This is a genomic window from Streptomyces sp. NBC_00094, from assembly GCF_026343125.1.
Classification (GTDB): domain Bacteria; phylum Actinomycetota; class Actinomycetes; order Streptomycetales; family Streptomycetaceae; genus Streptomyces.
Genome location: NZ_JAPEMB010000001.1, coordinates 5,577,800 through 5,601,602 on the forward strand (window position 1 = coordinate 5,577,800; position 23,803 = coordinate 5,601,602).

The 23,803-nt window shown below is 70.8% G+C and carries 25 protein-coding genes and 1 pseudogene; 15 read left to right on the forward strand and 11 right to left on the reverse strand.

Annotated elements, in window-relative coordinates:
* Positions 1-112 precede the first annotated feature (112 nt).
* A complete protein-coding gene (mce, locus tag OG580_RS24930; RefSeq protein WP_267045892.1) occupies positions 113-565 on the reverse strand; it encodes a methylmalonyl-CoA epimerase in 453 nt (150 codons plus the stop codon).
* 137 nt (positions 566-702) lie between these two features.
* Here mce and OG580_RS24935 point away from each other — a divergent pair, with 137 nt between their 5' ends.
* On the forward strand, positions 703-1,905 hold the full coding sequence (locus tag OG580_RS24935; protein ID WP_267045893.1) for an acetyl-CoA C-acetyltransferase: 1,203 nt from the start codon (positions 703-705) through the stop codon (positions 1,903-1,905).
* 60 nt (positions 1,906-1,965) lie between these two features.
* Positions 1,966-2,922, forward strand: coding sequence for a methylmalonyl Co-A mutase-associated GTPase MeaB (meaB, locus tag OG580_RS24940; protein ID WP_267045894.1), 957 nt, complete (start codon positions 1,966-1,968; stop codon positions 2,920-2,922).
* Between the two features lie 66 nt (positions 2,923-2,988).
* Here meaB and OG580_RS24945 read toward each other — a convergent pair whose 3' ends face one another.
* The 4 genes from OG580_RS24945 to OG580_RS24960 all read right to left on the reverse strand — a co-directional run bounded on the left by OG580_RS24945 (position 2,989) and on the right by OG580_RS24960 (position 5,689).
* Positions 2,989-3,465: a MarR family winged helix-turn-helix transcriptional regulator gene (locus OG580_RS24945; RefSeq protein ID WP_267045895.1), complete on the reverse strand. Its 477-nt coding sequence runs from the start codon at positions 3,463-3,465 to the stop codon at positions 2,989-2,991.
* Between the two features lie 153 nt (positions 3,466-3,618).
* The gene (locus OG580_RS24950; protein WP_267045896.1) at positions 3,619-4,404 is read right to left on the reverse strand and encodes an AIM24 family protein; all 786 of its coding nucleotides are present in this window, start codon (positions 4,402-4,404) and stop codon (positions 3,619-3,621) included.
* Entirely contained in the window at positions 4,401-5,051 is a 651-nt protein-coding gene (locus OG580_RS24955; protein ID WP_267045897.1) for an AIM24 family protein, read from the reverse strand. Before OG580_RS24955 ends, OG580_RS24950 begins: the two co-directional genes overlap by 4 nt.
* A complete protein-coding gene (locus OG580_RS24960) occupies positions 5,051-5,689 on the reverse strand; it encodes an AIM24 family protein (protein ID WP_267045898.1) in 639 nt (212 codons plus the stop codon). The genes OG580_RS24955 and OG580_RS24960 overlap by 1 nt, the downstream gene beginning before the upstream one ends.
* Positions 5,690-5,796: 107 nt before the next feature.
* Between OG580_RS24960 and OG580_RS24965 the strand changes: the two genes are divergently transcribed.
* Positions 5,797-6,144, forward strand: coding sequence for a DUF3817 domain-containing protein (locus OG580_RS24965; protein ID WP_267045899.1), 348 nt, complete (start codon positions 5,797-5,799; stop codon positions 6,142-6,144).
* 182 nt (positions 6,145-6,326) lie between these two features.
* Here OG580_RS24965 and OG580_RS24970 read toward each other — a convergent pair whose 3' ends face one another.
* On the reverse strand, positions 6,327-7,712 hold the full coding sequence (locus OG580_RS24970; protein WP_267045900.1) for a recombinase family protein: 1,386 nt from the start codon (positions 7,710-7,712) through the stop codon (positions 6,327-6,329).
* A 32-nt stretch (positions 7,713-7,744) separates the two neighbouring features.
* Here OG580_RS24970 and OG580_RS24975 point away from each other — a divergent pair.
* Positions 7,745-7,897: pseudogene (locus OG580_RS24975) on the forward strand (thiamine-binding protein); the annotation flags it as partial.
* A gap of 9 nt (positions 7,898-7,906) precedes the next feature.
* On the opposite strand, the gene OG580_RS24980 reads toward OG580_RS24975, so the two are convergent.
* Both OG580_RS24980 and OG580_RS24985 read right to left on the reverse strand, forming a co-directional pair.
* On the reverse strand, positions 7,907-8,257 hold the full coding sequence (locus OG580_RS24980; protein ID WP_267045901.1) for a hypothetical protein: 351 nt from the start codon (positions 8,255-8,257) through the stop codon (positions 7,907-7,909).
* Between the two features lie 82 nt (positions 8,258-8,339).
* On the reverse strand, positions 8,340-9,068 hold the full coding sequence (locus OG580_RS24985; RefSeq protein WP_267045902.1) for a GntR family transcriptional regulator: 729 nt from the start codon (positions 9,066-9,068) through the stop codon (positions 8,340-8,342).
* 88 nt (positions 9,069-9,156) lie between these two features.
* Here OG580_RS24985 and OG580_RS24990 point away from each other — a divergent pair, with 88 nt between their 5' ends.
* The 7 genes from OG580_RS24990 to OG580_RS25020 all read left to right on the forward strand — a co-directional run bounded on the left by OG580_RS24990 (position 9,157) and on the right by OG580_RS25020 (position 16,815).
* Positions 9,157-9,969 (forward strand): bifunctional 2-polyprenyl-6-hydroxyphenol methylase/3-demethylubiquinol 3-O-methyltransferase UbiG, encoded by an 813-nt coding sequence (locus tag OG580_RS24990; protein WP_267045903.1) that lies wholly within the window; start codon positions 9,157-9,159, stop codon positions 9,967-9,969.
* Between the two features lie 152 nt (positions 9,970-10,121).
* Positions 10,122-10,658 (forward strand): hypothetical protein, encoded by a 537-nt coding sequence (locus OG580_RS24995; RefSeq protein WP_267045904.1) that lies wholly within the window; start codon positions 10,122-10,124, stop codon positions 10,656-10,658.
* Between the two features lie 162 nt (positions 10,659-10,820).
* Positions 10,821-11,558 carry a hypothetical protein gene (locus OG580_RS25000; RefSeq protein ID WP_267045905.1) on the forward strand — a complete coding sequence of 246 codons (738 nt, stop codon included), beginning with the start codon at positions 10,821-10,823 and terminating at the stop codon, positions 11,556-11,558.
* An 8-nt stretch (positions 11,559-11,566) separates the two neighbouring features.
* A complete protein-coding gene (locus tag OG580_RS25005; protein WP_267048114.1) occupies positions 11,567-12,250 on the forward strand; it encodes a DUF4166 domain-containing protein in 684 nt (227 codons plus the stop codon).
* 11 nt (positions 12,251-12,261) lie between these two features.
* The gene (locus tag OG580_RS25010) at positions 12,262-12,945 is read left to right on the forward strand and encodes a TetR/AcrR family transcriptional regulator (protein ID WP_267048115.1); all 684 of its coding nucleotides are present in this window, start codon (positions 12,262-12,264) and stop codon (positions 12,943-12,945) included.
* A gap of 90 nt (positions 12,946-13,035) precedes the next feature.
* Complete coding sequence (locus OG580_RS25015; protein ID WP_267045906.1) at positions 13,036-14,850, forward strand: cellulose synthase catalytic subunit; 1,815 nt, start codon at positions 13,036-13,038, stop codon at positions 14,848-14,850.
* Between the two features lie 3 nt (positions 14,851-14,853).
* A complete protein-coding gene (locus OG580_RS25020) occupies positions 14,854-16,815 on the forward strand; it encodes a kelch motif-containing protein (RefSeq protein WP_267045907.1) in 1,962 nt (653 codons plus the stop codon).
* A 39-nt stretch (positions 16,816-16,854) separates the two neighbouring features.
* Here OG580_RS25020 and OG580_RS25025 read toward each other — a convergent pair whose 3' ends face one another.
* Positions 16,855-17,871, reverse strand: coding sequence for a glycoside hydrolase family 6 protein (locus OG580_RS25025; RefSeq protein ID WP_267048116.1), 1,017 nt, complete (start codon positions 17,869-17,871; stop codon positions 16,855-16,857).
* A 91-nt stretch (positions 17,872-17,962) separates the two neighbouring features.
* Complete coding sequence (locus tag OG580_RS25030) at positions 17,963-18,955, reverse strand: DUF5937 family protein (RefSeq protein WP_267045908.1); 993 nt, start codon at positions 18,953-18,955, stop codon at positions 17,963-17,965.
* A gap of 80 nt (positions 18,956-19,035) precedes the next feature.
* Between OG580_RS25030 and OG580_RS25035 the strand changes: the two genes are divergently transcribed.
* The 4 genes from OG580_RS25035 to OG580_RS25050 all read left to right on the forward strand — a co-directional run bounded on the left by OG580_RS25035 (position 19,036) and on the right by OG580_RS25050 (position 23,184).
* On the forward strand, positions 19,036-20,514 hold the full coding sequence (locus tag OG580_RS25035; protein WP_267045909.1) for an MFS transporter: 1,479 nt from the start codon (positions 19,036-19,038) through the stop codon (positions 20,512-20,514).
* A 9-nt stretch (positions 20,515-20,523) separates the two neighbouring features.
* Positions 20,524-21,033 (forward strand): MarR family winged helix-turn-helix transcriptional regulator, encoded by a 510-nt coding sequence (locus OG580_RS25040; protein ID WP_267045910.1) that lies wholly within the window; start codon positions 20,524-20,526, stop codon positions 21,031-21,033.
* A 43-nt stretch (positions 21,034-21,076) separates the two neighbouring features.
* Positions 21,077-21,409, forward strand: coding sequence for a DUF3817 domain-containing protein (locus OG580_RS25045; RefSeq protein WP_267045911.1), 333 nt, complete (start codon positions 21,077-21,079; stop codon positions 21,407-21,409).
* Positions 21,410-21,483: 74 nt separating this feature from the next.
* A complete protein-coding gene (locus OG580_RS25050; RefSeq protein WP_267045912.1) occupies positions 21,484-23,184 on the forward strand; it encodes a methylmalonyl-CoA mutase in 1,701 nt (566 codons plus the stop codon).
* 92 nt (positions 23,185-23,276) lie between these two features.
* On the opposite strand, the gene OG580_RS25055 is transcribed toward OG580_RS25050, so the two are convergent.
* On the reverse strand, positions 23,277-23,765 hold the full coding sequence (locus OG580_RS25055; RefSeq protein WP_323182604.1) for a PPOX class F420-dependent oxidoreductase: 489 nt from the start codon (positions 23,763-23,765) through the stop codon (positions 23,277-23,279).
* Between the last annotated feature and the right edge of the window lie 38 nt (positions 23,766-23,803).

Sequence of the window (23,803 nt, forward strand, 5' to 3'; positions counted from 1 at the left end):
GGAATCGTGGCAGATCGGACGACCCCGACATCCCGACTTCGGTGCCACGCGGGGCAGCCCCGACCGGCCCCGGCCCGGAGCCGCCCACTCTACCGGGCCAGGAATCCGGAGGTCAGTGCTCCGCTGAGGAGTGGTCAGCGGACGGCTTGGCCGAGGTGACCAGTTCCGTGAGCACCCCGTGGCAGTCCTTGGGGTGGAGGAAGGTGATGCGGGAGCCCATCGAGCCGATCCGCGGCTCGTCGTACAGGACCCGGACGCCCTTCCCGCGGATCGCCTCGGCGTCGCCGTCGACGTCCGCCGTGCCGAAGGCGATGTGGTGCACGCCCTCACCGTTCTTGGCGAGCCACTTGCCCACCGCCGAGTCCTCCCGGATCGACTCCAGGAGCTGGAGGTAGGAGGCCCCGCCGTCCGAGGTCTCGTTGATCTTGAGCATGGCCTCGCGGACGCCCTGCTCCTCGTTGACCTCGGTGTGGAAGACCTCGAAACCGTACGTGGCACGGTAGAACTCGACAGTCTTGTCGAGGTCGAAGCACGCGATCCCGATGTGGTCGATTCTCGTCAGCATGGCCCTAGTGCAGCGGTACGGCGGCGATTACGCAACGTGCGCGCGATCACACCGGCTGGCCGGTGACCGGGAACAGCGCCCCTCAGTACATTGGCGGTAAACCCTCGTTCACCTCTCATCCCAAGGGGCCGTGCCTCATGTCTGGAACGACCGGTACCACCTCAGTGATCGTCGCGGGCGCCCGCACGCCCATGGGTCGCCTGCTCGGCTCGCTCAAGTCCTTCTCGGGCGCGGACCTCGGCGGCTTCGCGATCAAGGCCGCCCTCGACCGTGCGGGCATCGGCGGCGACCAGGTGCAGTACGTGATCATGGGCCAGGTGCTCCAGGCGGGCGCCGGCCAGATCCCCGCCCGTCAGGCCGCCGTCAAGGCCGGCATCCCGATGAACGTCCCGGCGCTCACCATCAACAAGGTGTGTCTCTCCGGCCTCGACGCCATCGCCCTCGCCGATCAGCTCATCCGTGCAGGTGAGTTCGATGTGGTCGTCGCCGGTGGCCAGGAGTCGATGACCAACGCCCCGCACCTGCTGCCGAAGTCCCGCGAGGGCTTCAAGTACGGCGCGATCGAGATGCTCGACGCGATGGCCTACGACGGCCTCACCGACGCCTTCGAGAACATCGCCATGGGCGAGTCCACGGAGAAGCACAACACCCGTCTGGGCATCCAGCGCCCGGAGCAGGACGAGATCGCCGCGCTCTCGCACCAGCGCGCCGCCGCCGCCCAGAAGAACGGCATCTTCGAGGCCGAGATCACCCCGGTCGAGATCCCGCAGCGCAAGGGCGAGCCGGTCGTCTTCTCCAAGGACGAGGGCATCCGCGCCGAGACCACCGCCGAGTCCCTCGGCAAGCTCCGTCCGGCCTTCGCCAAGGACGGCACCATCACCGCCGGCACGTCCTCGCAGATCTCCGACGGCGCCGCCGCCGTCGTCGTGATGAGCAAGGCCAAGGCCGAGGAGCTGGGTCTTGAGTGGATCGCCGAGATCGGCGCCCACGGCAACGTGGCCGGCCCGGACAACTCGCTCCAGTCGCAGCCGTCGAACGCGATCCTGCACGCCCTGAAGAAGGACGGCCTGACCGTCGACGACCTCGACCTGATCGAGATCAACGAGGCCTTCGCCGCGGTCGCCGTCCAGTCAATGAAGGACCTCGGCGTGACCCCCGAGAAGGTGAACGTCAACGGCGGCGCCATCGCGCTGGGCCACCCCATCGGCATGTCCGGCGCCCGTGTGGTGCTGCACCTCGCCCTGGAGCTCAAGCGGCGCGGCGGCGGCATCGGCGCGGCGGCCCTCTGCGGCGGCGGCGGCCAGGGCGACGCCCTGATCGTCCGCGTCGCCGGCAAGTAGGTCACCCGGGCCGGTCCTGGTCCGGTCAGCACACGTCAGCACAGGCAAGGAGCTCTGCAGATGGTGGACGTCCCCGCACTCGTCGCCCAGGCGCGCGAGGGCAAGCCGCGGGCCGTGGCCCGGCTGATCTCGCTCGTGGAGGGGGCGTCCCCGCAGCTGCGCGAGGTGATGGCGACGCTCGCGCCGTTGACGGGCGGCGCCTACGTGGTGGGCCTGACGGGCTCGCCCGGCGTCGGCAAGTCCACGTCGACCTCCGCGCTCGTCTCGGCGTACCGGCGGGCGGGCAAGCGGGTCGGCGTCCTGGCCGTCGACCCGTCCTCCCCGTTCAGCGGCGGCGCGCTGCTCGGCGACCGGGTCCGGATGTCGGAGCACGCCTCCGACCCGGGCGTCTACATCCGCTCCATGGCCACCCGTGGCCACCTGGGCGGTCTCGCCTGGTCCGCCCCGCAGGCCATCCGCGTCCTGGACGCGGCCGGCTGCGAGGTGATCCTCGTGGAGACGGTCGGCGTCGGTCAGTCCGAGGTCGAGATCGCCTCCCAGGCCGACACCTCGGTCGTCCTCCTCGCGCCGGGCATGGGCGACGGGATCCAGGCCGCGAAGGCGGGCATCCTGGAGATCGGCGACCTGTACGTGGTGAACAAGGCCGACCGGGACGGCGCGGACGCCACCGCCCGCGAGCTCAACCACATGCTGGGCCTGGGCGAGGCGCGGTCCGCCGATGACTGGCGGCCGCCGATCGTCAAGACGGTCGCGGCGCGCGGCGAGGGCATCGACGAGGTCGTGGAGGCCCTGGAGAAGCACCGGGCATGGATGGAGGAGCACGGGGTCCTGGCGGAGCGCCGCCGGTCCCGTGCCGCGCGCGAGGTCGAGACCATCGCGGTCACGGCCCTGCGCGAGCGCATCGGCGACCTGCACGGCGACCGGCGCCTGGACGCGCTGGCCGAGCGGATCGTCGCGGGTCTGCTCGACCCGTACGCGGCCTCCGACGAGCTGATCGCGAGCCTGACGGGCAACTGAGCGGTACGTACGTGAACGGGCCTCCCCGCATCGCCGGGGAGGCCCGTTCGCGTACTCATGTGCCGGCTACGGCTTGCCCCGCCGCCCGCGCAGCTGCTCCGCGATCGGCTTCAGCGACTCGTGGAGGTCACCGAGGGCCTCCGCGCCGATCTGGTCGATGAAGTGCCTGCGCACCGACTCGACGTGGTGCGGGGCGACCTTGCGCATGGTCTCCATGCCGTCGTCGGTCAGGACGGCGTACAGCCCGCGCCGGTCGGACTCGCAGTTCTCGCGCCGGACGAGTCCCGCGTTCTCCATCCGGGTGATCTGGTGGGAGAGCCGGCTCTTCGACTGGAGGGTGGCCGTGGCGAGGTCGCTCATGCGCAGCCGCCGCTCCGCCGACTCCGAGAGGTTCACCAGGATCTCGTAGTCGTTCATCGTCAGGCCGAAGGGCTGGAGGTCCTTCTCCAACTGGTACGCCAGCATCCTCTGGACGTCCAGGAAGGTGCGCCAGGCGCACTGCTCGCCGTCGGTGAGCCACGGGGTGGCCGTCTCGGTCTCCATGTATGGATTCTACCTAAGAAGTTGAATACTTGACGAAGTCGGGGAGTGTGACGCCGGGCACCGGGTGGCGGCCATCGTCCGTGGGGCGCGGGGCGCCCCGGTCCTCGACACCGGCGCAGACGTTCGAGGGCGTCACACTCCGCAGACTACCGCTCACAGGCCGAAGCGACGCTGGAGGTCTCCGAGCTGGCCGGGAAGGCGCGGTACCGAGCCGGGCACGCTCTGGCCGGAACCGTGCGCTCCATGCTGACCCGGCACGCCCGCCTGTGCCGGCGGCCCGCCGATCGCCCGCTCCGGCATGAGCAGCTCCGTCGACTGGAGCAGCACCGTGCCCGCACCCACGAACTCGAACTGGTGCTCCTCGCCCGAGGTGCCGCCGAGCCCCGTCAGGGCCCGTACGCCGCCCATCACGCCCGTCATGTAGCCGTGGTCGTAGTGGTGGCAGGGGGAGGGGCAGTCCGCCCAGCCGACCAGGGCCTGCGGGTCCACCCGCATCGGCGGCTCCATGAAGACCACCGGGCCGTTCGACGCGGCCACGAACTTGCCCGTGCCGATCAGCGTCACGAAGCCCGGCACGATCGACTGCTTGAGCGCGAGCGTGGGCTGGTACGCGAGGAGGTTGCCCGAGCGGATCGTCAGGTTGCCCTTGTCCAGGTCGAACGAGTTCACGTCGAAGGCCCGGTCCGCGAGCAGCATCTTTCCGCTGCCCTCGGCCACCACCCAGTCGCTCGCGTGCAGCGGCGAGTGGAAGGACGTGCGGACCAGCCGGTCGAGCCGCCCGTGCCCGATGCCGTTGAACTCGATCCGCCCGTAGTAGGCGATCATCTTGCCCTTCTGCAGGAACCACTGGGAGCCCTGGAGCTCCACGCAGAAGGTGTACGCGTTGACGTTGTCGTCCGACGGAAGTGTCGTCGGGTCGTGGATCACCGGGGTGCTCACAGCTTCTCCTCCGAGGCCTGGACGTACACCGCGCCGCTGCCGCTCAGCTCCAGCTGGAACGCCTCGCCCGAGCCGCGCCCCACCATGTCGCGCCAGCCGAGCGCGGTGGAGAGCTTGTTCCGTACGTCGCCGTGGTGCGCCACGTACGCCTGAGGGTCGACGTGGACCGGGCGGCCCGGGGTGATCGGGAGCTCGATGACCCCGCCGTGCGCCATGACGGCCACCGAGCCGTGGCCCTTGAGCGTGGTGGTGAAGAGGCCCTGGCCGGTCACCTGGCCGCGGACCATGCCCATGACCCCGCCCTGCGAGCCCATGAACATCGTGCCCTGCTCCAGGGTGCCGTCGAAGGCGAGGAGCCGGTCGGCCTCGACGTACAGGGTGTCGCCCGTCAGCGCGATCACCTGGATGTGGTGGCCGCCGTGCCCGAACATCACCGTGCCGTCGCCCTCGACCGTCATCAGCGGCGTCGCCTCGCCGGCCGCACGACGGCCGATCATCGACATCAGGCCGCCCTGACCGCCCGACATGTTCGGCGTGAAAGTGACGTCGCCGCGGTACGCGAGCATCGCGCCGCGCTGGCTGAACATCCGCTGCCCCGGGATGACGGTCGCCTCGACCATCTTCGAGTTGATCTCGCGGAACGGCATCAGACGTCACCCCCGATGGTGTTCCGCTCGCTCGGCTGGACGTACACGAGGCCGTCCCCCTCGAAGCGGATCTGGAAGGCCTCGCCGCCGCCCTCGCCCATGAGGGTGCGGAACGTCACACCGGACTGGAAGTGCTGCTGGAGGTTGCCCTGGTGGGCGATGTACGCGCCGGGGTCGACCTGGAGCGGGTACTGCGGGGTCACCCGCAGCACGACCGCCGGGCCGTCGGACGTGATCGCCGCCTGGCCCGTGCCCTCGACGGTGGTCGTGAAGAGGCCGTTGCCGGTGGCGCCACCGCGCAGCCCCGTGAAGGTGGTGCCGGTGCGCAGCCCCGCGTCGGTGCAGAGCAGGTTGCTCGCCTCGACCCAGAGCTTGTCGCCGTGCAGGGACACGAGGTTGATCTCGGAGGCCCGGTCGGCGAACCAGCAGGTTCCCTGGCCGCGGACCTCCATCACCTCCATCTGCTCACCGGTGAGCCGGCGGGTCACCATGCCACGCAGACCCTCACCGCCGCCGCTCATCTTCTTGAACGCCATCTGGCCGTCGTAGGCGACCATCGAGCCGTTCTTCGCCTTGACGGAGTCGCCGGTCACGGAGACGGCGAGCACTTTGCTGCCTTGGAGTCGGAACGTTGCCACCAGAGGAAGGTACTGGGCCCCCGGCTAAAGAGACAGCAAAGTCGGAGTGCACAATGGTCGGGCCCTTGTGCATCCGTTCACAAGATCGAACGAAGGTGACCCCCTCCGTGGACATCAAGACCGCTTCCTCCCTCCACCGGCTCCGGCTCGTCTCCGCGCCGGAGGCCGTGTCGTTCCTGCTGCTGCTCGTCTGCTCGGTGCTCAAGCGGACGACGGAATTCAACGCGGTGCCGGTCATGGGCGCGGTCCACGGCGTGCTGTTCATCCTGTACGTCCTCTTCTGGCTGGACGCCTGGAACCGCACCAAGTGGAGCTTCGGGACCGCCGCGCTCTACTTCGTTCTCTCGGTGCTGCCGTTCGGCGGCTTCTACGCCGAGCGGAAGCTGAAGGGCGAGGCCGCCGAGGCCGTCGCCGCCTCCCGCGCCGGCACCGCTGGGGACGCGGTGAAGGCGTGATCGTCGCGTTCTCGGTCACCCCGCTGGATGAACCGTAGCGGCGCCTGGATTTCGCCTGAGGGGGTGCACTCCACCCTCGCGGCGCTCTGGCGTGGAGCCCTGGGCGGGTTCGTTGCGAGCAGGGGAGCGGCCCGCCACTGGGAGGGAGTCCGGCGACGGGCCGCAGGCGGTACCAGGTGCCGCTATGACGCCTCCTGCCAGGCGATGTCTTTCAGTGCGTCTTCCGCCGCGCCTTCCGGCTTCGGCCCCCAGGACACCGTCAGGCGGTCGGCCTCTTGTTTCGGGTGGAGCGTCACCCGCAATCCCATGCCCGACAGGAGCCGGGACCGGGCCGACGCGTCGTACGCCTCCCATGCCTCCGCCATGGTCTGCCCGGTGGCCACCTGGACTTCCCGAACGTCAGGGTCGTGGGCGTCTCGAAGGCGGGCGTACGTGTCCTCCAGGTCCTGGGCCAGGCTCTCCAGGGTTCCCAGCATGAGCGGGCCGGCGGTGGCCATGCGTGCGGCCAGTCGCTCTGCCTGCTCCTTCGCTTCGAGCAGTTCGGCGGACAGGTCGTTGCCGCCGTCCAGGCGGACCACGGTCTCTGCGTACGTACCGAAGGCGGCCAGGAACTCCTTCTCCACGCGCCTGTCCAGGGTCTCCGCGTAGATGGTGACGTGACCGGCCTTGCAGCGATAGAGCGGGACACCCTTGTCCGATGTGCCTCCGTTCAGGCGCCCCTTGCAGCGATAGCACTGCGCTATGTCGGAGCACATGGGGGTAGCGCGGCGGGGCGCCCGGTCGGCTCCGGTCGCGAGGTCCAGCATTCGCTCACGGACGGCCATCAGCTCCGCGGCGGCCAGGATCGGGGGCGCGAACTGAATGGGCATGATGCCGTCCGCCTCGCAGACCAACTCCCCCTTGTGGGTGCGCTGTCCACGCAATGTGGGGGACTTGAGGAGTCGCCGCCATTGCGGTTCCGACAGGCCCGTCATGCGCGCCGTGGCGGCCACCGTGGAGCCGTTGACGAGAGCGTTGACTGCGTCGCGGGCCGTCGCGGCCTGGTTGTCGTCGATGGCGAGATAGGCGGCCCCGTCCCTGCGCTCGATTCGGTATCCGAAGGGTGGGCGCCCACTGGACCAGCGGCCCTGACTTCGACGTGTGGAGTGCCCGTCGGTGATGCGGGACGCGATCATGTTGCGCTCCCACTCCGCGAGCGCGGACAGGACCATGGCCGCCATGCGCCCGGTCGGCGTCGTCGTGTCGATCGAGTTGTCTGCGGTTGCCAGGGCCACGCCGTGAGCTTCGGCCCAGGCGACCAGGCGCAGGAACTCACTCACGGATCGCGCGAAGCGGTCGAGCTTCCACGCGACCACAACGGACGGCCTGTCGGCCATGAGTCCGGACATGGCCTTACGGTCCTCCAGCGGCTTGGTTCCGCTGACTCCCGCGTCCAGGTACTCGACGGCGTCCGACGGGTCGTAGCCGTGCGCCTCCAGCCAGCGGTGAGCGGCGGCGCGCTGCGTGTCGAGACTGGCGCTGTCGGCCGACTCGCGACTGAGCCTGAGGTAGATGCCTAACGTCGTCATGTGCTCCAACCTGCTCTTATTACGATGAACGTGAAGAGGTGATAGATGTCGTGAAGCGTGCCGTCGCCGCCGTGGAGGCGTGCGCCCTGCGTGTCTCGGTCGTCCTGAAGGCCGACATCCGTCCTGGTGTGACGGGCGGCCTGACCAAGAAGGTCGAGACGGTGGAGCGGTACCTGGCCGACTGACGCAGACGGTCATGAAGTGGCGTTGCGCTGGGTCGGCGCGGGGCGGATGTTGTCCGCTGCCGTGGTCCACTCGATACCGGACGCAGGCCGGATGTGCGCCAGGCGAACCGGGCGGCCGCTCTCCTGAAGCTCGTGGGTGACGGCGGTGAGGCGGCCCACGCCGCGCGAGGCGACATCGCGGACCAGCGTGTTCAGGAGCGGGTGCTGCTCGTAGCCGTCGGGGCCGACCACATGAAGGGTGTCCTTCCGCCCGGCTTGCTCCTGGTCACGGCTCATGAACCGCTCCCATCCGTCGGCGGCCCGTAAGCGCAGGGCCCGGCTCGGCTCGCCGGGGCGGGGTTCCTCGGGTGGTGTGGGCATGCGGGTACTCCTTCCGGCATGACGAGGCGCACGGTAGGCGTGCCTGCTGCCGGAATCAGACTGGACCGGTGGACCGGTCCAGTCAACCTGCCTGGCCCATCGGGTAGTTGTCCATGCGCTCCCAGGCTCCCCCTGGGGTGACGCCTTCTTCGCAGACCAGGGGCCTTTCTTCGTGGTCGTATGCGGTGTGCAGTACGACGGCCACGGCGCAAGGCCGTTTCACTCGAAGGTGTTCCGCCTCGGCACTCGTTGCCAGGCGGATCGAGGTGATGTCCGTGCCCCGGACCGGTCCGCGCCCCGTGGTCCGGCGAACGTAGTGGGTGGTCCCTTCCGCGATCGGGCCGCCCTGGTGCAGGCGAGGGCACGCGTCGGCGATGTCCGGTGGGAACCACGCCACGGTGTAGGAGTGCGGCCGGTTGTCGTCCATGAGTGCCAACCGGGCCCGGTGCAGTGCTCGTACGCCGCTGTCCAGGCCCAGGGCCTCGGCGATATGGGAGGGCGGTACGAGCAGCTCCGGTGCACCCAGTCGTTTGAACGGCATCCCTCCTTGAGTCCTGCTGGTCCCCGCGCCACGCCCACCCGCCGGCCGCGCTACCGGAGCCTCGACCACGGAGAAGCCTCGACCCTGATGAGGCATCACGAGCCCGTCGGCGCGCAGCGCCTCCATGGCCTTGATCGCGGTTGCGCGTGAAACGCCCCACTGCTCGCAGAGGTCGCGGCTGGACGGCAGGAGCGAGCCGGAACCGAACTCTCCGTCGGCGATGCGGCGCCGCAGGCTCTCCGCGATCTGCTCGTATTTCAAAAGGGGCATGTACGTTCCTTCGTCTGTTGGCCTGACCGGTTGACCGGTCAGGTTAAGGGGCTACCACCTCGTGCCACCAGCGGTCACAATCGCAACCATGCCAACACCCTCCGTAGGTCCCGAGATCATCGCCTTCTACAGCGAGACCATCGACGAGTCCGAGCGGCTGACGGGCAGTGCCGACGGCGTCCTGGAGATGGCCCGCACGCAAGAGTTGCTGCGGAGGTATCTGCCTCCGGCGCCTGCCCGGATCGTCGACATCGGCGGCGGTCCCGGCGCGCACGCCCGGTGGCTCACCAAGGATGGGTACGAGGTCGATCTCATCGATCCTGTGCCGCGCCACGTGGAGGCGGCGGTGGCGGCAGGCTTCCGTGCCGAACTCGGTGACGCGCGGGCGCTGAGCGCGCCCGACGGCACGTACGACGTGGCTCTCGTTCTCGGGCCGCTCTACCACCTGCTGGATCATGGCGACCGCGTCCAAGCCCTGCGCGAGGCCGCTCGCGTTGTCCGCCCGGGCGGCTTCGTCGCCGCTGCGGCCATCGGCCGCTACGCCTCGCTCTTCGAGCACGTCGCCACCACCATGCTCACTGTCGACCGAGTGCGTGACGCCGTGGCCGACATCCTCGTCACGGGCATCCACGCACCGGGCCGGAAGGGATTCACCAGCTCGTACTTCCATACGGGGGAGGGGTTGGCCGCAGAGCTGGGGGAGGCCGGTCTGCGGGACCCGGTGGTGTATGGCATCGAGGGGCCGGTGTGGGCCGCTCTCAAGGCGACCGAGCAGTACAGCAAGGAGAGTCTGGTCGACTCGCCGATGTTCGAGGCGGCACTGACGGCGGCCCGACTCGCGGAGCCGCACCCGGACCTGCTCGCGGCGAGCTCGCACATGCTCGCGGTCGCGCGGGTTTAGGCGTTCCCTGCGGATCTTGCCGATGGCTGTTCTCCGGCATCGACAACTCGGTCAACGCTGCCGGAATACAGCAGCGACGAGGAGCGACCGGGGTGGCATGCTGCGGGCCTGGGGAAGGCCGACGCCGTGAGGCCCGGGGGCAAGAAGTGAAGATGGAACGTACTGCCTGGCAGCACAGTGCGACACGGAGGAGTTTTCGGCGCTACTGGCGTTTCGCCTGGGTGTGGCTCGGGTGCGGCATCGCGGGCACCGTGGGCTGCCCGTGGATCGGGATCGCTGCCGATGGGGCGGGAGTGAAGTGGCTCGGCTCGCTCATGGCCGGCCTGTGGGCGCTCTTCATCGGTGCGTCGATCTTCGGGAGCTGTCTGGTGTTCAATGCGGCCCGAATGCGACATCGGCTGCGTCGGCATCCGTGGAGGCCATACCCGGTCTCGGTTCTGCCTCCCGGTTGGGGAGGCCCGATCGTGCAGCTGCGCCCTGCGGGCTCCGGCGTGGTCTTCGTGCAGTCTGTCGTGGCCCTGAATTACCGCTGGCACCACGTGGCAGACGTCGCCACGCTGTGGTTCTGCGGCGTACCGGGGCAGGGCGGCGTGCTCGCTCGGCCTGGTGGAAAGCCGCTTCTGTGGGGCAGACGGATTCGGGTTTCCTGGATCCGCCGCTGGCGTGAGCGTGCCGTCGGCGAGCGATAGGAGACCCCGAGCCGTTCGGAAAGAAACGTCCCCCGGTCCTGTTCAAGGGCCGGGGGTTTCTTGTCGTCACCTGGTTGAGCGAGTGCTCAAAATCGGCTACCTTCACTCGCGGGGCAGTTTTGAGCGGTTGCTCAAGATGCCGGATGAGCTGGGGGAACACCGATGGGTCTCTACATCGAGACGCGTGTGCGGGTGGACCTGGAGACGCTCTGGGAACGCACGCAGGAGCCCGACCGTCATCAGCGGTGGGACCTGCGGTTCACGGAGATCTCCTACCTGCCGCGCGCCGAGGGCGAGCCGCAGCACTTCCGGTACGCGACGCGCGTCCTGCCCTTCCTGGCCGTCGCCGGCACCGGTGTCTCCGCGGGGGAGCGCCACCGGGCCGGCGGCGACCGGGTCTCCGCCCTCCGGTTCGCCTCGCCGCATCCGCTGTCGCTCCTCGCCGAGGGCAGCGGCTACTGGAGGTACGTCCCCACGCCCGACGGCGTCCGCTTCCTCACCGGCTACGACTACCGGCCGCGCTGGGGCCGCCTCGGCCGCGCCGCCGACCGGCTCGTCTTCCGGCCCCTCATGGGCTGGGCCACGGCCTGGTCCTTCGACCGGCTGCGGCTCTGGTGCGAGCGGGGGATCACCCCGGAGCGCTCCCGCAATCGCTGGCTCCTGGAAACCGCCGCCCGGGTGCTGGCCGTGGCCGTGCCGCTCGCCCTGACCCGACCGCCCCTCGGGCTCGTGTCGCTCGACGCCGTGCCGCTCACCGTCCTCGGGCTCACCGTCCTCGGACTCGCCGCCGCCGTCCTCGTACCGCCGTCGTCGCGTACCCCCGCGGCCCGCCGCTGTCTGCGCACCCCGCCCGCCCGCAGCCGGGAGCCCCGGCTCCTCGCCGCCCTGGAGCAGCCGTGACCCCGACCGTGCCGTCGATCTTCCGCACCGCCATGGGCGACGAGGCCTTCGAGCGGCTGCACCCGGAGCTCCAGCGCCGCTTCTCGGTGGGGCTCGCGAGCGGGGAGCTGTGCGTCGGACGCGGTGTCATGGACCGTGTCTGGCACGGGAGGGCCTTCATGAAGCCGTTCCTCGCCTGCGGTGGCATGCGGAACATCCTGCTGCCGCGCACCGGCCGGAACGTTCCCTTCGTCATCGAGAACGTGCCGTACACCGACTCGTTCGGGCGGGAGACGGTCACCTTCGTGCGCACCTTCGACCTGCCCGACGGGCCCCGGCGCTTCGACGCCACCATGGTCCACAGCCCCGAGCGGGGCTGCGTCCTCGACTACCTCGGCACGCATCAGCACCTCGCCAGCGATCTGCACCTCTCCGCCGAGGCCGACGGCTCGCTCCTCATCGTCTCCGGCGAACACCGCTTCCGCGAGGGCCCGTTGGACGTGCGGGTGCCGGAACTGGTCGGCGGCCGGGCCGAGGTCCGCGAGTCCTTCGACGAGCGCACCGGCCGCTTCCGCATCAACGTCCGCGTGGAGAACAAGTACTTCGGGCCGATCTTCGGGTACGAGGGGTCGTTCGCCGCCGCGTACACGGCCCTAAGCTCCCATGGGGTGCGCGCCGGGCTGCGCCCGGTGCGCGAGGAGGTGCGGGCGTGAGCGGGGACGGCGTGAGCGGGGGCGTGAAGGGCCGGAAGGCGGCGGCGCAGGACGCGCGGAGTCAGGAGACCCGGGACAAGCTGCTCGAAGGCGCCCTGCGCACCCTCGTCGAGCAGGGCATCGCCAAGGCCTCCGCCCGCGCGATCGCGACCACCGCCGGGGTCAACCAGGCCCTGGTCTTCTACCACTTCGGCTCCGTCGACGACCTCCTCGCCGAGGCCTGCCGGCGCGGGGCCGAGCTGCGGGTCGCCCGCCACCGCGAGCGGCTCCGTGCCGTCGGCAGCCTCTCCGAGCTGCTCGCCTTCGGGCGCGAGATGCACCAGGAGGAGCGGGACGCCGGTCATGTCGCCGTCCTCGGTCAGCTGCTCGCCGGGTCCCAGACCCACCCGCGGCTCGCCCCGGCCACCGCCGCCGGGCTCGACCTGTGGATCGCCGAGATCGAACAGGTGCTCGTCCGGGTCCTCGCGGGGACGCCGCTCGCCGAGTTCACCGACCCCGCCGGGCTGGCCCGCGCGGTCGCCGCCTCCTTCGTGGGCCTCGAACTGTACGAGGGCGTCGACCCGGCGGGCGCGGAGGCCGCGCTCACCGCACTGGAGCAGCTCGGTGCCCTGATGGCCGCCGTCGAGGAGCTGAATCCGGTCGCGCGGAGGGCCGTGACGTACACGCTGCGTAGACAGGGTGCTCGCGGTCGGTAAAACCGCCCGCTCGGACGACTCCAGTCGACACGCCGAGGGTTTGCCCCTTTTGTTGGGGTATCGACCCGTTCGACGACAGCTGGAGGCACCGTGCGGCCGGGAGGCTACGACTACGACACCTACAGCCGACTCGCCGGTCCCCTCACGGAACCGGACCCGGCGGTCTACACGGTGCAGTACCGGAGTCTGCTCTCGAAGGAGCCGCACCGAATACGAGCCGTCCTGCTCATGTGCCTCGCGCCGGTCCTGTCCGCCGTGCTCCTCGCCTATCTCGTGTGGCCCAGTCACTGGACCGTCCGCGAGGGCGGTGAACGCTGGCTCGTCCACCTCGACACCGTGATGCTCGTGTCGATCGGCCTCATCTGCTTCTTCATGCTGGTGAACGTCGTGTCGATCGCCCACGCCACCATGGTCGCCCGCGACCCCATCCCCGTACGCGCGGAGCCCGGCACCCGCGTCGCCTTCCTCACCACGTACGTCCCGGGCAAGGAACCGCTCGCCATGGTCCGGGGCACCCTCGAAGGCGCCGTCCGGGTCCGCCACGACGGACCGCTGGACGTCTGGCTCCTCGACGAGGGCGACTCCGCCGACGCCAAGGCGCTCTGCGCCGAGCTCGGCGTGCTCCACTTCACCCGTGCCGGCGTCCCCGAGTGGAACCGCAGGAAGGGCGTCCACAAGGCGCGGACCAAGCACGGCAACTACAACGCCTGGCTCGCGATGCACGGGGACGACTACGACTTCTTCGCCTCCGTCGACACCGACCACGTCCCGCTCCCCAACTTCCTGGAGCGGATGCTCGGGTACTTCCGCGACCCCGACATCGCCTTCGTCGTCGGACCGCAGGTGTACGGCAACTACACCAACATCGTCACCAAGGCCGCGGAGTCGCAGCAGTTCCTCTTCCACGCCCTCATCCAGCGGGCCGGGAACCGCTACCGCGCACCCATGTTCGTCGGCACGAACAACGTCGTCCGGATCTCCGCCCTCAAGCAGATCGGCGGCCTGTACGACTCCATCACCGAGGACATGGCCACCGGCTTCGAACTGCACCGCAGGAAGAACCCGCGCACCGGCCACTTCTGGCGTTCCGTCTACACCCCCGACGTGCTCGCGGTCGGTGAGGGCCCGGCCTCCTGGACCGACTTCTTCACCCAGCAGCTGCGCTGGTCCCGGGGCACGTACGAGACGATCCTCAAGCAGTTCTGGAAGGCGCCTTTCCGCACCCCGCCGGGCCGCTTCCTCAACTACACGCTGATGCTCGTCTACTACCCGATGACGGCCGTCAACTGGTTCGTGGGCATCCTCAGCTGCGTCCTCTACCTCTGGTTCGGCGCCTCCGGCACCCAGGTCTCCACCCAGGTGTGGCTGATGATCTACAGCGACGCCGTCGCCCTCCAGATCGGCCTCTACCTCTGGAACCGGCGCCACAACGTCTCGCCCCACGAACCCGAGGGCTCCGGCGGCCTCGCCGGCATGGGGATGTCCGCGCTCTCCGCGCCCATCTACCTCACGTCCCTCGGCTCGGCGGTCCTCCGCACCCGCGGCCGCTTCGTCGTCACCCCCAAGGGCGGCGAGGCCAGCCCCGACCGCGTCCTCACCTTCCGCATCCACCTCTACTGGGCGGCGATCCTCATCACCTCCCTGGTGGCCTCCGTCCACTTCGGCCACACCCACGCGGCCATGCGCACCTGGGCGTCCCTCGCCCTGCTCGTCACCCTGGCCCCGATCTCCCTCTGGGCGTGGACGACGGTACGGGCACGGCGCGTCCAGCGGGTACGCGACCGTGCCAGGGCCCGCGCCCGCGCCCGCGGCCGTACGGACGCCCGCGAAGGGGTCGGAGTCCTGCCGGCCGCCGTACCGCCGGCCGCGCCCGCGGCGGCCCCGTCGACGACCGGAGGGAACTGAACCATGGCCTACCGGCCGTCCAAGAAGTTCAAGAAGACCCTGTTCGGCAGCGGCGCGGTCGTGGTCCTCGCCGCGCTCAACGCCCCCGCCGCCGTCTCCTTCGCCGAGGAGAAGTACCACGCGTACAAGATCGCCCAGCCCGGCTACAAGAAGGAGTTCGGCTCCTGGGCGGAGGTGAACGTCCCCGACCAGTACCGGATCAACGCCATCCACGCGGCCCTCCTGCACACCGGCAAGGTCCTGCTGATCGCCGGCTCGGGCAACAGCCAGAAGAACTTCGACGCGGGGACCTTCGAGACCATCCTCTGGGACCCCGTGGCGAACACCTTCAAGAAGATCCCCACCCCCGAGGACTTCTTCTGCTCCGGCCACACGCAGCTCCCCGACGGGCGGCTCCTCGTCGCCGGCGGCACCGCCCGCTACGAGGTGCTCGACGGCGGAGTCGAGAAGGCCGGCGGCGGGATGCGGGTCAAGAACGAGAGTCCCGACACGGCGGTCACCCTCAAGAAGGGCACCGTCTTCCGCTCCCCGTCCGGAGTCGAGTACGTCTCCAAGTTCGACGTCACCGTCCCCAAGGCCAAGCGCGAGTTCGAGATCTCGTACTTCAAGAGCGGCCAGATGAAGCCGTGGAAGACGAAGGTCACCGCCGCCGAGGCCCGGGTCTTCGTCGAGGCGAAGAAGGCGGGCCCCCAGGCCCTCACCACCGAGGCCGCGCAGTACGAGGTCGTCGGCCTCAAGGGCGAGGCCGCCGACAACGTCTACGGCCTCGCGCAGAAGCTCACCACCGAGAAGCAGGACTTCCAGGGCATCAAGGGCGCCTACGAGTTCGACCCCCGGGCCGAGAAGTACATCCCGGTGGCCCCCATGAAGGACGCCCGCTGGTACCCCACCCTCGTCACCCTCGACGACGGCAAGGTCCTCGCCGTCTCCGGCCTCAACGACGTCGGCGACGTCGTCCCCGGCGACAACGAGATCTACGACCCCGAGACGAAGAAGTGGGCGAAGGGACCCTTCCGCTACTTCCCCACCTACCCCTCCCTCTTCCTCACCAAGGGCGGCAAGCTCCTCTACACCGGCTCCAACGCCGGCTACGGCCCCGCGGAGAAGGGCCGCGAACCCGGCCTGTGGGACCTGAGGAAGAACTCCTTCACCAAGCTCGGCGGGCTCACCGACCCCGACCAGCTGGAGACCTCCGCCTCCCTGATCCTGCCGCCCGCCCAGGCCCAGAAGGTCATGGTCCTCGGCGGCGGAGGGGTCGGCGAGTCCGCCAAGTCCACCGCCCGCACCTCGATCGTCGACCTCTCCCAGGACAACCCCGTCTTCACCGACGGGCCGGCGCTCCCGCAGGGCACCCGCTACCTCAGCAGCGTCCTGCTCCCCGACGACACCGTCTTCACCACCGGCGGATCCGAGGAGTACCGGGGCCGCAGCGGCAGCGACATCCTCAAGGCGCAGTTCTACGACCCGAAGGCCAACGCCTTCACCGAGGCCGCGGAACCCACCGTCGGCCGCAACTACCACTCCGAGGCGCTGCTGCTCCCCGACGGCCGGGTCGCCACCTTCGGCTCCGACCCGCTCTTCGACGACAAGGACAACACCAAGCTCGGCACCTTCGAGCAGCGCATCGAGGTCTTCACCCCGCCCTACCTCCACAAGGCGGGCACCGACCGGCCCGTCCTCGGGGAGGGCTCACGGGAACTCGACCAGAACGGGCGCGCCACCTTCAAGACCAAGGACGCCGGACGGATCGCCACGGCCCGCCTGATGCGGCCGAGCGCCGTCACCCACACGACGGACGTCGAACAGCGGTCCGTGGAGCTCGGCCTGATGAAGGGACAGGACGGGGTGACGGTCACCGTCGACGTACCGCAGGACCGGACGCTCGTCCCGCCCGGCTGGTACATGCTGTTCGTGACCGACCAGGACGGCATCCCGAGCGAGGCGAAGTGGATCCAGGTGGGGTGAACACCGCTCCCCGGCCCGGCCGGACCGACGGGACGCCCTCTACGCCTTCGCCCTCCGGGCCAGGCCCAGGGCGTAGTCCGGCCACCACGTCCCGGCGGCCGGGCCGCCCCGGCACTGGCCGTCCGAGTCGCCGGGGCGCTTGATCCACAGATACGCGTCGACCAGCTCGTCCCCGGTCCGGTCCGTCGGCGGTACGCCGAGGGCCCGGCCCGGCGGATTGCACCAGGCCTCCGCCCGGTCACCCGGGAGGGGGCCGTCGCCGTTCCGGCTGGTGTCCACCGTGAAGTGGGTGCCGCCGAGCAGCCCCGAGAGCGTCGCGCCGAAGCCCTTCACCGTGTCGTTCGTCTGGAAGTTGGAGACGTTGAGGGAGAAGCCGTCCGCCCGGGCGATCCCCGCCCGGCGCAGCGGCTCCACCAGCTTGCCCGGGTCGTCGATCCACGCCGGATTGCCCGCGTCCAGATAGACCCGGGTACGGGGCTGCCGCTTGAGCCGCACGATCGCCTCCGCGAGCAGCCCGAACCGCTCGTCGTGGTACTGCGCCGGGGTACAGCCGTCCACGATGTGCGGCACCGCGTCCGGCTCCAGGACGACGATCGCGGAGGAGTCCCCGAGCGCGGAGGCGAAGGAGTCGACCCAGTTCCGGTAGGCCTGCGCGTCGTGCGAGCCGCCCGCCGAGTACATCCCGCAGTCGCGGTGCGGGATGTTGTACGCGACGAAGACCGCGGTCCTGCCCTCGGCCGCCGCGCCCCGGACCGCGCGCGTCACCTCCGGTACGGGGTCGTCCCCGGCCGGCCAGCCCGCGACCGGCCGCTCCGCGATCCGCTTCAGGACCTCGGCGTCCTCGGTCCTGCCCTGCGCCTCGTACTCCCTGACCTGCCTCGCCGCGTCGCTCTCCGGGTCGACCCAGAAAGGGGAGCCGGCGGAGGGGGCCGGCGCCTCGCCGGCCGAGGAGGGCGGGCCGACCGGGGTCTTCGGGGGCTCGTCCGCGGAGCATCCGGTCAGGAGCAGCGCGGCGACGAGGGTCAGGGCGGCGGCGGTGACGGTGCGGCGGGACATCCGGCCCCCAGGGTCGGGTACGTCCGGTACGACGGGGCGTACGGGGTACGGGACGGAACGCGGGACAATCGGGGCCATCCTGACATGTCGGTCAGTCGCCTCCGGGCTGCGACACCGCGATCCCCAACGGCGTCCGCTCGTACAGCACCTGGTGGCCGTACCGCCGGGACGTCAGCAGCCCCGCGTCCCGCAGCACCGCCAGGTGCGCGGAGACGGAGGAGGGCGCCCTGCCGAGGCGGTGCGCCAGCGCCGTGGTCCCCATCGGCTCGTCCAGCGCGCACAGGACGTCCGCCCGCACCCGGCCGAACAGCCGCGCCAGCACCTCCGGCGTACGGTCCCGGGCCTCGGCCCACAGCCCGCCGATCCCGCGCGCCGGATAGGCCACCGTCGGCTGCCACGGCGGATCGAAACCGCTCACCACGTCCGGCCAGGTGAAGACCGACGGCATGAGGACGAGCCCCTGGCCGTCCAGCGGGCGGTCGTGCTCACCGGCGTACGCGACCCGGAGCGTGGCGGTCTCGGCGGCCCAGTCGAAGGCCGGGTGCAGCTCGCTCAGGAGCCGTTCGAGCCCGCCCTCCGCGAGGCGGCGCGAGTGGTACGCCACGTCCGCCTCCAGGAGCGCGCGCAGCCGGGGCCAGTCGGGCGCGATCAGCGCCTCCCAGGCCGCCTCCAGGAGGTCGGCGAGCCGTGCCACCCCGTCGGCCGGATCGGCGAGCAGCCGCCGTCCCTCCGTCGTCTCGGCGGCACCCGGGGTCTCGGCGAGGGCCCGCTCGAAGTCGGTCAGGGCGAGGGCCGGGTCGGTCTCCCGTACGGCGCCGATCTCCTCCTCGAAGGTGGCGGCGGGCCCGAGCGGCGGCGGATAGAGGAAGTCCGGACTGTGCCCGCGGCGCGGCATGAGGAGCTGCAGCGGCGCGAGGTCGATCCCGCGCGCGGCCCCCGCGATCCGCCGCAGCCACGGCAGGTGGTACCCCTGCTGCCGGGGCCGCGCGAGGACGCGCACGGCGGAGTGCGTCTCCCAGAGCGGCGAGATCGCGAACCGGATCCGCAAGGGGTCGGCCTCACCGAAGCGCAGGTGGTACGGCACGGGGCCTCCCCCTAGGGCCTAACATTCGTCCGGAGCCGAAAGTCTAGGGCGCAACCGCTCCCCGGCGGCACGCTGCGGTCATGTCCACGCCCGACTCGCTCGACACACCCCTGTCGTCCCCACTCCCGCAGCGCCCCACCGCCCCGTCCGCGAACCTCCTCACCCCTCCCGCGTCCCCGGCGGGCTCCGGCGGCACCCCGGCCGGTCCCGCCGTGGGCGGCCCCCACGGCCCGCACGGCGGTCCGCCGGGCGGCGACCGGCCCGGGTACGGGGCGGTGTTCCGGGTGCGGGAGTTCCGGTTCGTGTTCGTGGCGCATCTCTTCTCGCTCCTCGGGGTCGTCGTCAGTGAGCTCGCGCTCACCGTGCTCGTCTACGACCTCACCCGCTCCCCGCTCCTCTCCTCCCTCACCTTCGCCCTCGGCTTCCTCCCCTACCTCCTCGGCGGCACGCTCCTCGCCGGCCTCGCCGACCGCCTCCCGCCCCGCCGGATCCTCGTCGTCTGCGACCTCGTCTGCGCCGCCTGCGTCGCGATGATGGTCGTCCCCGCCACCCCCGTCGCCGTCCTGCTCGTCCTCCGCTGCGCCATCGCCGTCGTCTCGCCCGTCTTCAACGGCACCCGTATGGCGACCCTCGCCGACATCCTCGGCGAGGGGGACCTCTTCGTCCTCGGCCGCTCCCTGCTGCGGATCGTCTCGCAGAGCGCCCTCCTCGCCGGGTTCGCCGTCGGCGGCGTCCTCCTGACCGTCGTGCCGCCGAGGGGCGCCCTCGCCGTCACGGCCGCCACCTTCCTCGTCTCGGCGCTGCTGCTGCGCCTCGGCACCGTCCGCCGCCCCGCCCGAGCGGCCGCCGGGTCCGGCAGCGGTCTCTCCGGCACCTGGGCCGTGCTGCGGAACCGGCGCGTGCGTGCCCTGATGGTGATGTTCTGGGTGCCGCCGCTCTTCGCCGTCGTACCCGAGGCGCTCGCCGCTCCGTACGCCGACCAGATCGGCGTCTCCACCGCCGCCCTCGGCCTCCTCATGTGCGCGCTGCCGGTCGGCACCATCGCGGGCGAGCTCTTCGCCGGCTCCTTCCTCAGCGCCGCGACCCGCTCCCGGATCGTGCTCCCGCTCGCCGTGATCGGCGTCCTGCCCTACCTCCTGTACGCCCCCGAGCCCGGCGTCGCCCTCGCGGTCGTCGCCCTCGCCCTGGCGGGCGCCACCGGCGCGTACACCCTCGGTCTCGACGCCTGGTTCGTCGCCGCCGTGCCGGAGGAGCAGCGGGGGAGGGCCATGACCCTGATGACGGCGGGCATGATGACCGTCCAGGGGGTCGGCATGGCCCTGGCCGGGGTCGCGGCCGAGTTCGCCCCCGTCCACGCGGTCGTCGCGGGCACGGGCGTCGTCGGCACGCTCTGCGTCATCGCCGCCGCCGTGGAGCTGAAGGCCGCGGGGGCGGCAGGGGTCACCGGGGCGGCAGGGGTCACGGGGACGGCAGGGGTCACAGGGGCTGCGGAGGCGGCCGGGACGCCCAAGGCGCCCGAGGGACGAGACGAGGCTGACCGCCCCGTGGCCCATGGGTAAGGTCGTCGGGTGCCGAAGCCGCTCAGTCTCCCCTTCGACCCCATCGCCCGCGCCGACGAACTCTGGCAGAAGCGCTGGGGCCCGGTCCCCTCGATGGCCGCGATCACCTCGATCATGCGCGCCCACCAGATCCTCCTCGCGGAGGTCGACGCCGTCGTCAAGCCGTACGGGCTGACCTTCGCGCGGTACGAGGCCCTGGTCCTGCTCACCTTCTCCAAGGCGGGCGAGCTGCCGATGTCCAAGATCGGCGAGCGGCTGATGGTCCACCCCACCTCGGTGACGAACACGGTGGACCGGCTCGTGAAGTCCGGTCTCGTCGACAAGCGCCCCAACCCCAACGACGGCCGCGGCACCCTCGCGTCCATCACCGAGAAGGGGCGCGAGGTGGTCGAGGCGGCGACCGGCGACCTGATGGAGATGGAGTTCGGACTCGGCGCGTACGACGCCGAGGAGTGCGCCGAGATCTTCGCGATGCTGCGCCCGCTGCGGGTCAGCGCGCACGATTTCGACGAGAGCTGACCCGCGCGAAGATCGCCCGGAACGTGCCGTTACGCTCGACGGCATGAAATCCAGCGTGCTGACCCGTTACCGCGTCATGGCGTACGTGACCGCCGTCATGCTGCTTGTGCTGTGCACCTGCATGATCTTCAAGTACGGGTTCGACATGGGCGAGGACGTGACCTTCGCGGTCTCCCAGGCCCACGGCGTCCTCTACATCATCTACCTGGTCTTCGCCTTCGACCTGGGCTCCAAGGCCAAGTGGCCGTTCGGCAAGCTCCTGTGGGTGCTCCTCTCCGGGACCATTCCGTTCGCCGCCTTCTTCGTCGAGCGGAAGGTCGTCCGCGAGACGTTGCCGCTGGTCACCGACGGTTCGCCGGTCCCCGCCAAGGCCTGACCCCCACCGCCCCGCGCGCCGCGCGGGGCGGTTGCCCATCGACATTTACTAGGACGTCCTAGTAAATTCGAGCCATGGACGCTGACGCCATCGAGGAAGGCCGCCGTCGCTGGCAGGCCCGTTACGACAAGGCCCGCAAGCGGGACGCCGACTTCACCACGCTCTCCGGGGACGATGTGGAGCCCGTCTACGGGCCCCGGCCCGGCGACGCCTACGAGGGGTTCGAGCGGATCGGCTGGCCGGGGGAGTACCCCTTCACCCGGGGACTCCACGCGACCGGCTACCGGGGCCGGACCTGGACCATCCGCCAGTTCGCCGGCTTCGGCAACGCCGAGCAGACCAACGAGCGGTACAAGATGATCCTGGAGGCCGGCGGTGGCGGCCTCTCCGTCGCCTTCGACATGCCCACCCTCATGGGCCGGGACTCCGACGACCCCCGCGCCCTCGGCGAGGTCGGTCACTGTGGTGTCGCCATCGACTCCGCCGCCGACATGGAGGTCCTCTTCAAGGACATCCCGCTCGGCGACGTCACCACCTCGATGACGATCTCCGGCCCGGCCGTGCCCGTCTTCTGCATGTACCTGGTCGCCGCCGAGCGTCAGGGCGTCGACCCCGCCGTGCTCAACGGCACGCTCCAGACCGACATCTTCAAGGAGTACATCGCGCAGAAGGAGTGGCTCTTCGAGCCCGAGCCCCATCTGCGCCTCATCGGCGACCTCATGGAGCACTGCGCGCAGGGCATCCCCGCGTACAAGCCGCTCTCCGTCTCCGGCTACCACATCCGCGAGGCCGGGGCGACGGCCGCGCAGGAGCTCGCGTACACCCTCGCCGACGGCTTCGGTTACGTGGAGCTGGGCCTCTCGCGCGGCCTGGACGTCGACGTCTTCGCCCCCGGCCTCTCCTTCTTCTTCGACGCCCACCTCGACTTCTTCGAGGAGATCGCCAAGTTCCGCGCCGCCCGCCGGATCTGGGCGCGCTGGATGAAGGAGGTGTACGGCGCCAAGACCGACAAGGCGCAGTGGCTCCGCTTCCACACCCAGACCGCAGGTGTCTCCCTCACCGCCCAGCAGCCGTACAACAACGTCGTCCGTACGGCGGTGGAGGCCCTCTCCGCGGTCCTCGGCGGCACCAACTCCCTCCACACCAACGCCCTCGACGAGACCCTCGCGCTGCCGAGCGCCCAGGCCGCCGAGATCGCGCTCCGCACCCAGCAGGTGCTGATGGAGGAGACCGGCGTGGCCAACGTGGCCGACCCGCTGGGCGGCTCCTGGTACGTCGAGCAGCTCACCGACCGCATCGAGGCCGACGCCGAGAAGATCTTCGACCAGATCAAGGAGCGCGGCCGCCGCGCCCACCCGGACGGGCAGCACCCGATCGGGCCGATCACCTCGGGCATCCTGCGCGGCATCGAGGACGGCTGGTTCACCGGCGAGATCGCCGAGTCCGCCTTCCAGTACCAGCGGTCCCTGGAGAAGGGTGACAAGCGGGTCGTCGGCGTCAACTGCCACCACGGCTCCGTCACCGGCGACCTGGAGATCCTCCGGGTCAGCCACGAGGTCGAGCGGGAGCAGGTCCGGGCCCTCGGCGAGCGCAGGGGGCACCGCGACGACGCCAAGGTCCGCGCCTCGATCGGCGCGATGCTGGCGGCGGCCCGGGACGGCTCGAACATGATCGTCCCGATGCTGGAGGCCGTCCGCGCCGAGGCCACCCTCGGCGAGATCTGCGACGCCCTGCGCGACGAGTGGGGCGTCTACACGGAGCCCCCGGGCTTCTAGGCCGCGTCCGGGAAGTCCCAGGGCCTGTCGTCATGTCCCGCGTGGGCCGCGGCGGCCGGCACCAGGGGCCGTGGTCGGGCCTGCCCGGCGGATCACGGCCGGGTGGGACCCCTGAACGACGACGGGGGCGGTACGGGAGTTCCCGTACCGCCCCCGTCGTGCGACCTGACGTACTTCGCGGCCGTGCCCAGGATCTTCGTCGGGGTGATCCGGACCGCCACCCGGACCTCCTCCGGCGGCAGTTCCAGGTACTCCCGGCCGGCGCCCTCGCCCTCGTAGCTCTCCGCGAGTGCCACGGCCAGCGCGCGGCCGGTGTCCTCGGCGACCGTCGCCGTGCCCCGTATCTCCGCGTAGAGCAGCGGGTCGTGGCGGTCGTGGACGGTGAGGCTGACCCGGGCGTCGGCCCGGATGTTCTTGATCTTGCGGCGGCCGTCCTGGCTGGAGATCAGGAGGTCGTCGCCGTCGCGGCCGACCCACACGACCGAGGTCTGCGGGGAGCCGTCGGGCTGGATCGTGGCCAGCACGGCCGGGTTGACGTCGTCGAGGAGTGCGCGGACGGAGTCCGTGAGGTGAGTCGTCACGACCGCCACGGTAGGCGGCGGCGGGTGGACCGGCCCGT

Excerpts from the sequence above, each read along its gene's own strand:
- mce (WP_267045892.1), bottom strand. The coding sequence starts at position 565 with ATGCTGACGAGAATCGACCACATCGGGATCGCGTGCTTCGACCTCGAC.
- OG580_RS24935 (WP_267045893.1), top strand. The coding sequence starts at position 703 with ATGTCTGGAACGACCGGTACCACCTCAGTGATCGTCGCGGGCGCCCGC.
- meaB (WP_267045894.1), top strand. The coding sequence starts at position 1,966 with ATGGTGGACGTCCCCGCACTCGTCGCCCAGGCGCGCGAGGGCAAGCCG.
- OG580_RS24945 (WP_267045895.1), bottom strand. The coding sequence starts at position 3,465 with ATGGAGACCGAGACGGCCACCCCGTGGCTCACCGACGGCGAGCAGTGC.
- OG580_RS24955 (WP_267045897.1), bottom strand. The coding sequence starts at position 5,051 with ATGCCGTTCCGCGAGATCAACTCGAAGATGGTCGAGGCGACCGTCATC.
- OG580_RS24970 (WP_267045900.1), bottom strand. The coding sequence starts at position 7,712 with ATGACGACGTTAGGCATCTACCTCAGGCTCAGTCGCGAGTCGGCCGAC.
- OG580_RS24980 (WP_267045901.1), bottom strand. The coding sequence starts at position 8,257 with ATGCCCACACCACCCGAGGAACCCCGCCCCGGCGAGCCGAGCCGGGCC.
- OG580_RS24985 (WP_267045902.1), bottom strand. The coding sequence starts at position 9,068 with ATGCCCCTTTTGAAATACGAGCAGATCGCGGAGAGCCTGCGGCGCCGC.
- OG580_RS24990 (WP_267045903.1), top strand. The coding sequence starts at position 9,157 with ATGCCAACACCCTCCGTAGGTCCCGAGATCATCGCCTTCTACAGCGAG.
- OG580_RS24995 (WP_267045904.1), top strand. The coding sequence starts at position 10,122 with ATGGAACGTACTGCCTGGCAGCACAGTGCGACACGGAGGAGTTTTCGG.
- OG580_RS25000 (WP_267045905.1), top strand. The coding sequence starts at position 10,821 with ATGGGTCTCTACATCGAGACGCGTGTGCGGGTGGACCTGGAGACGCTC.
- OG580_RS25020 (WP_267045907.1), top strand. The coding sequence starts at position 14,854 with ATGGCCTACCGGCCGTCCAAGAAGTTCAAGAAGACCCTGTTCGGCAGC.
- OG580_RS25025 (WP_267048116.1), bottom strand. The coding sequence starts at position 17,871 with ATGTCCCGCCGCACCGTCACCGCCGCCGCCCTGACCCTCGTCGCCGCG.
- OG580_RS25035 (WP_267045909.1), top strand. The coding sequence starts at position 19,036 with ATGTCCACGCCCGACTCGCTCGACACACCCCTGTCGTCCCCACTCCCG.
- OG580_RS25045 (WP_267045911.1), top strand. The coding sequence starts at position 21,077 with ATGAAATCCAGCGTGCTGACCCGTTACCGCGTCATGGCGTACGTGACC.
- OG580_RS25050 (WP_267045912.1), top strand. The coding sequence starts at position 21,484 with ATGGACGCTGACGCCATCGAGGAAGGCCGCCGTCGCTGGCAGGCCCGT.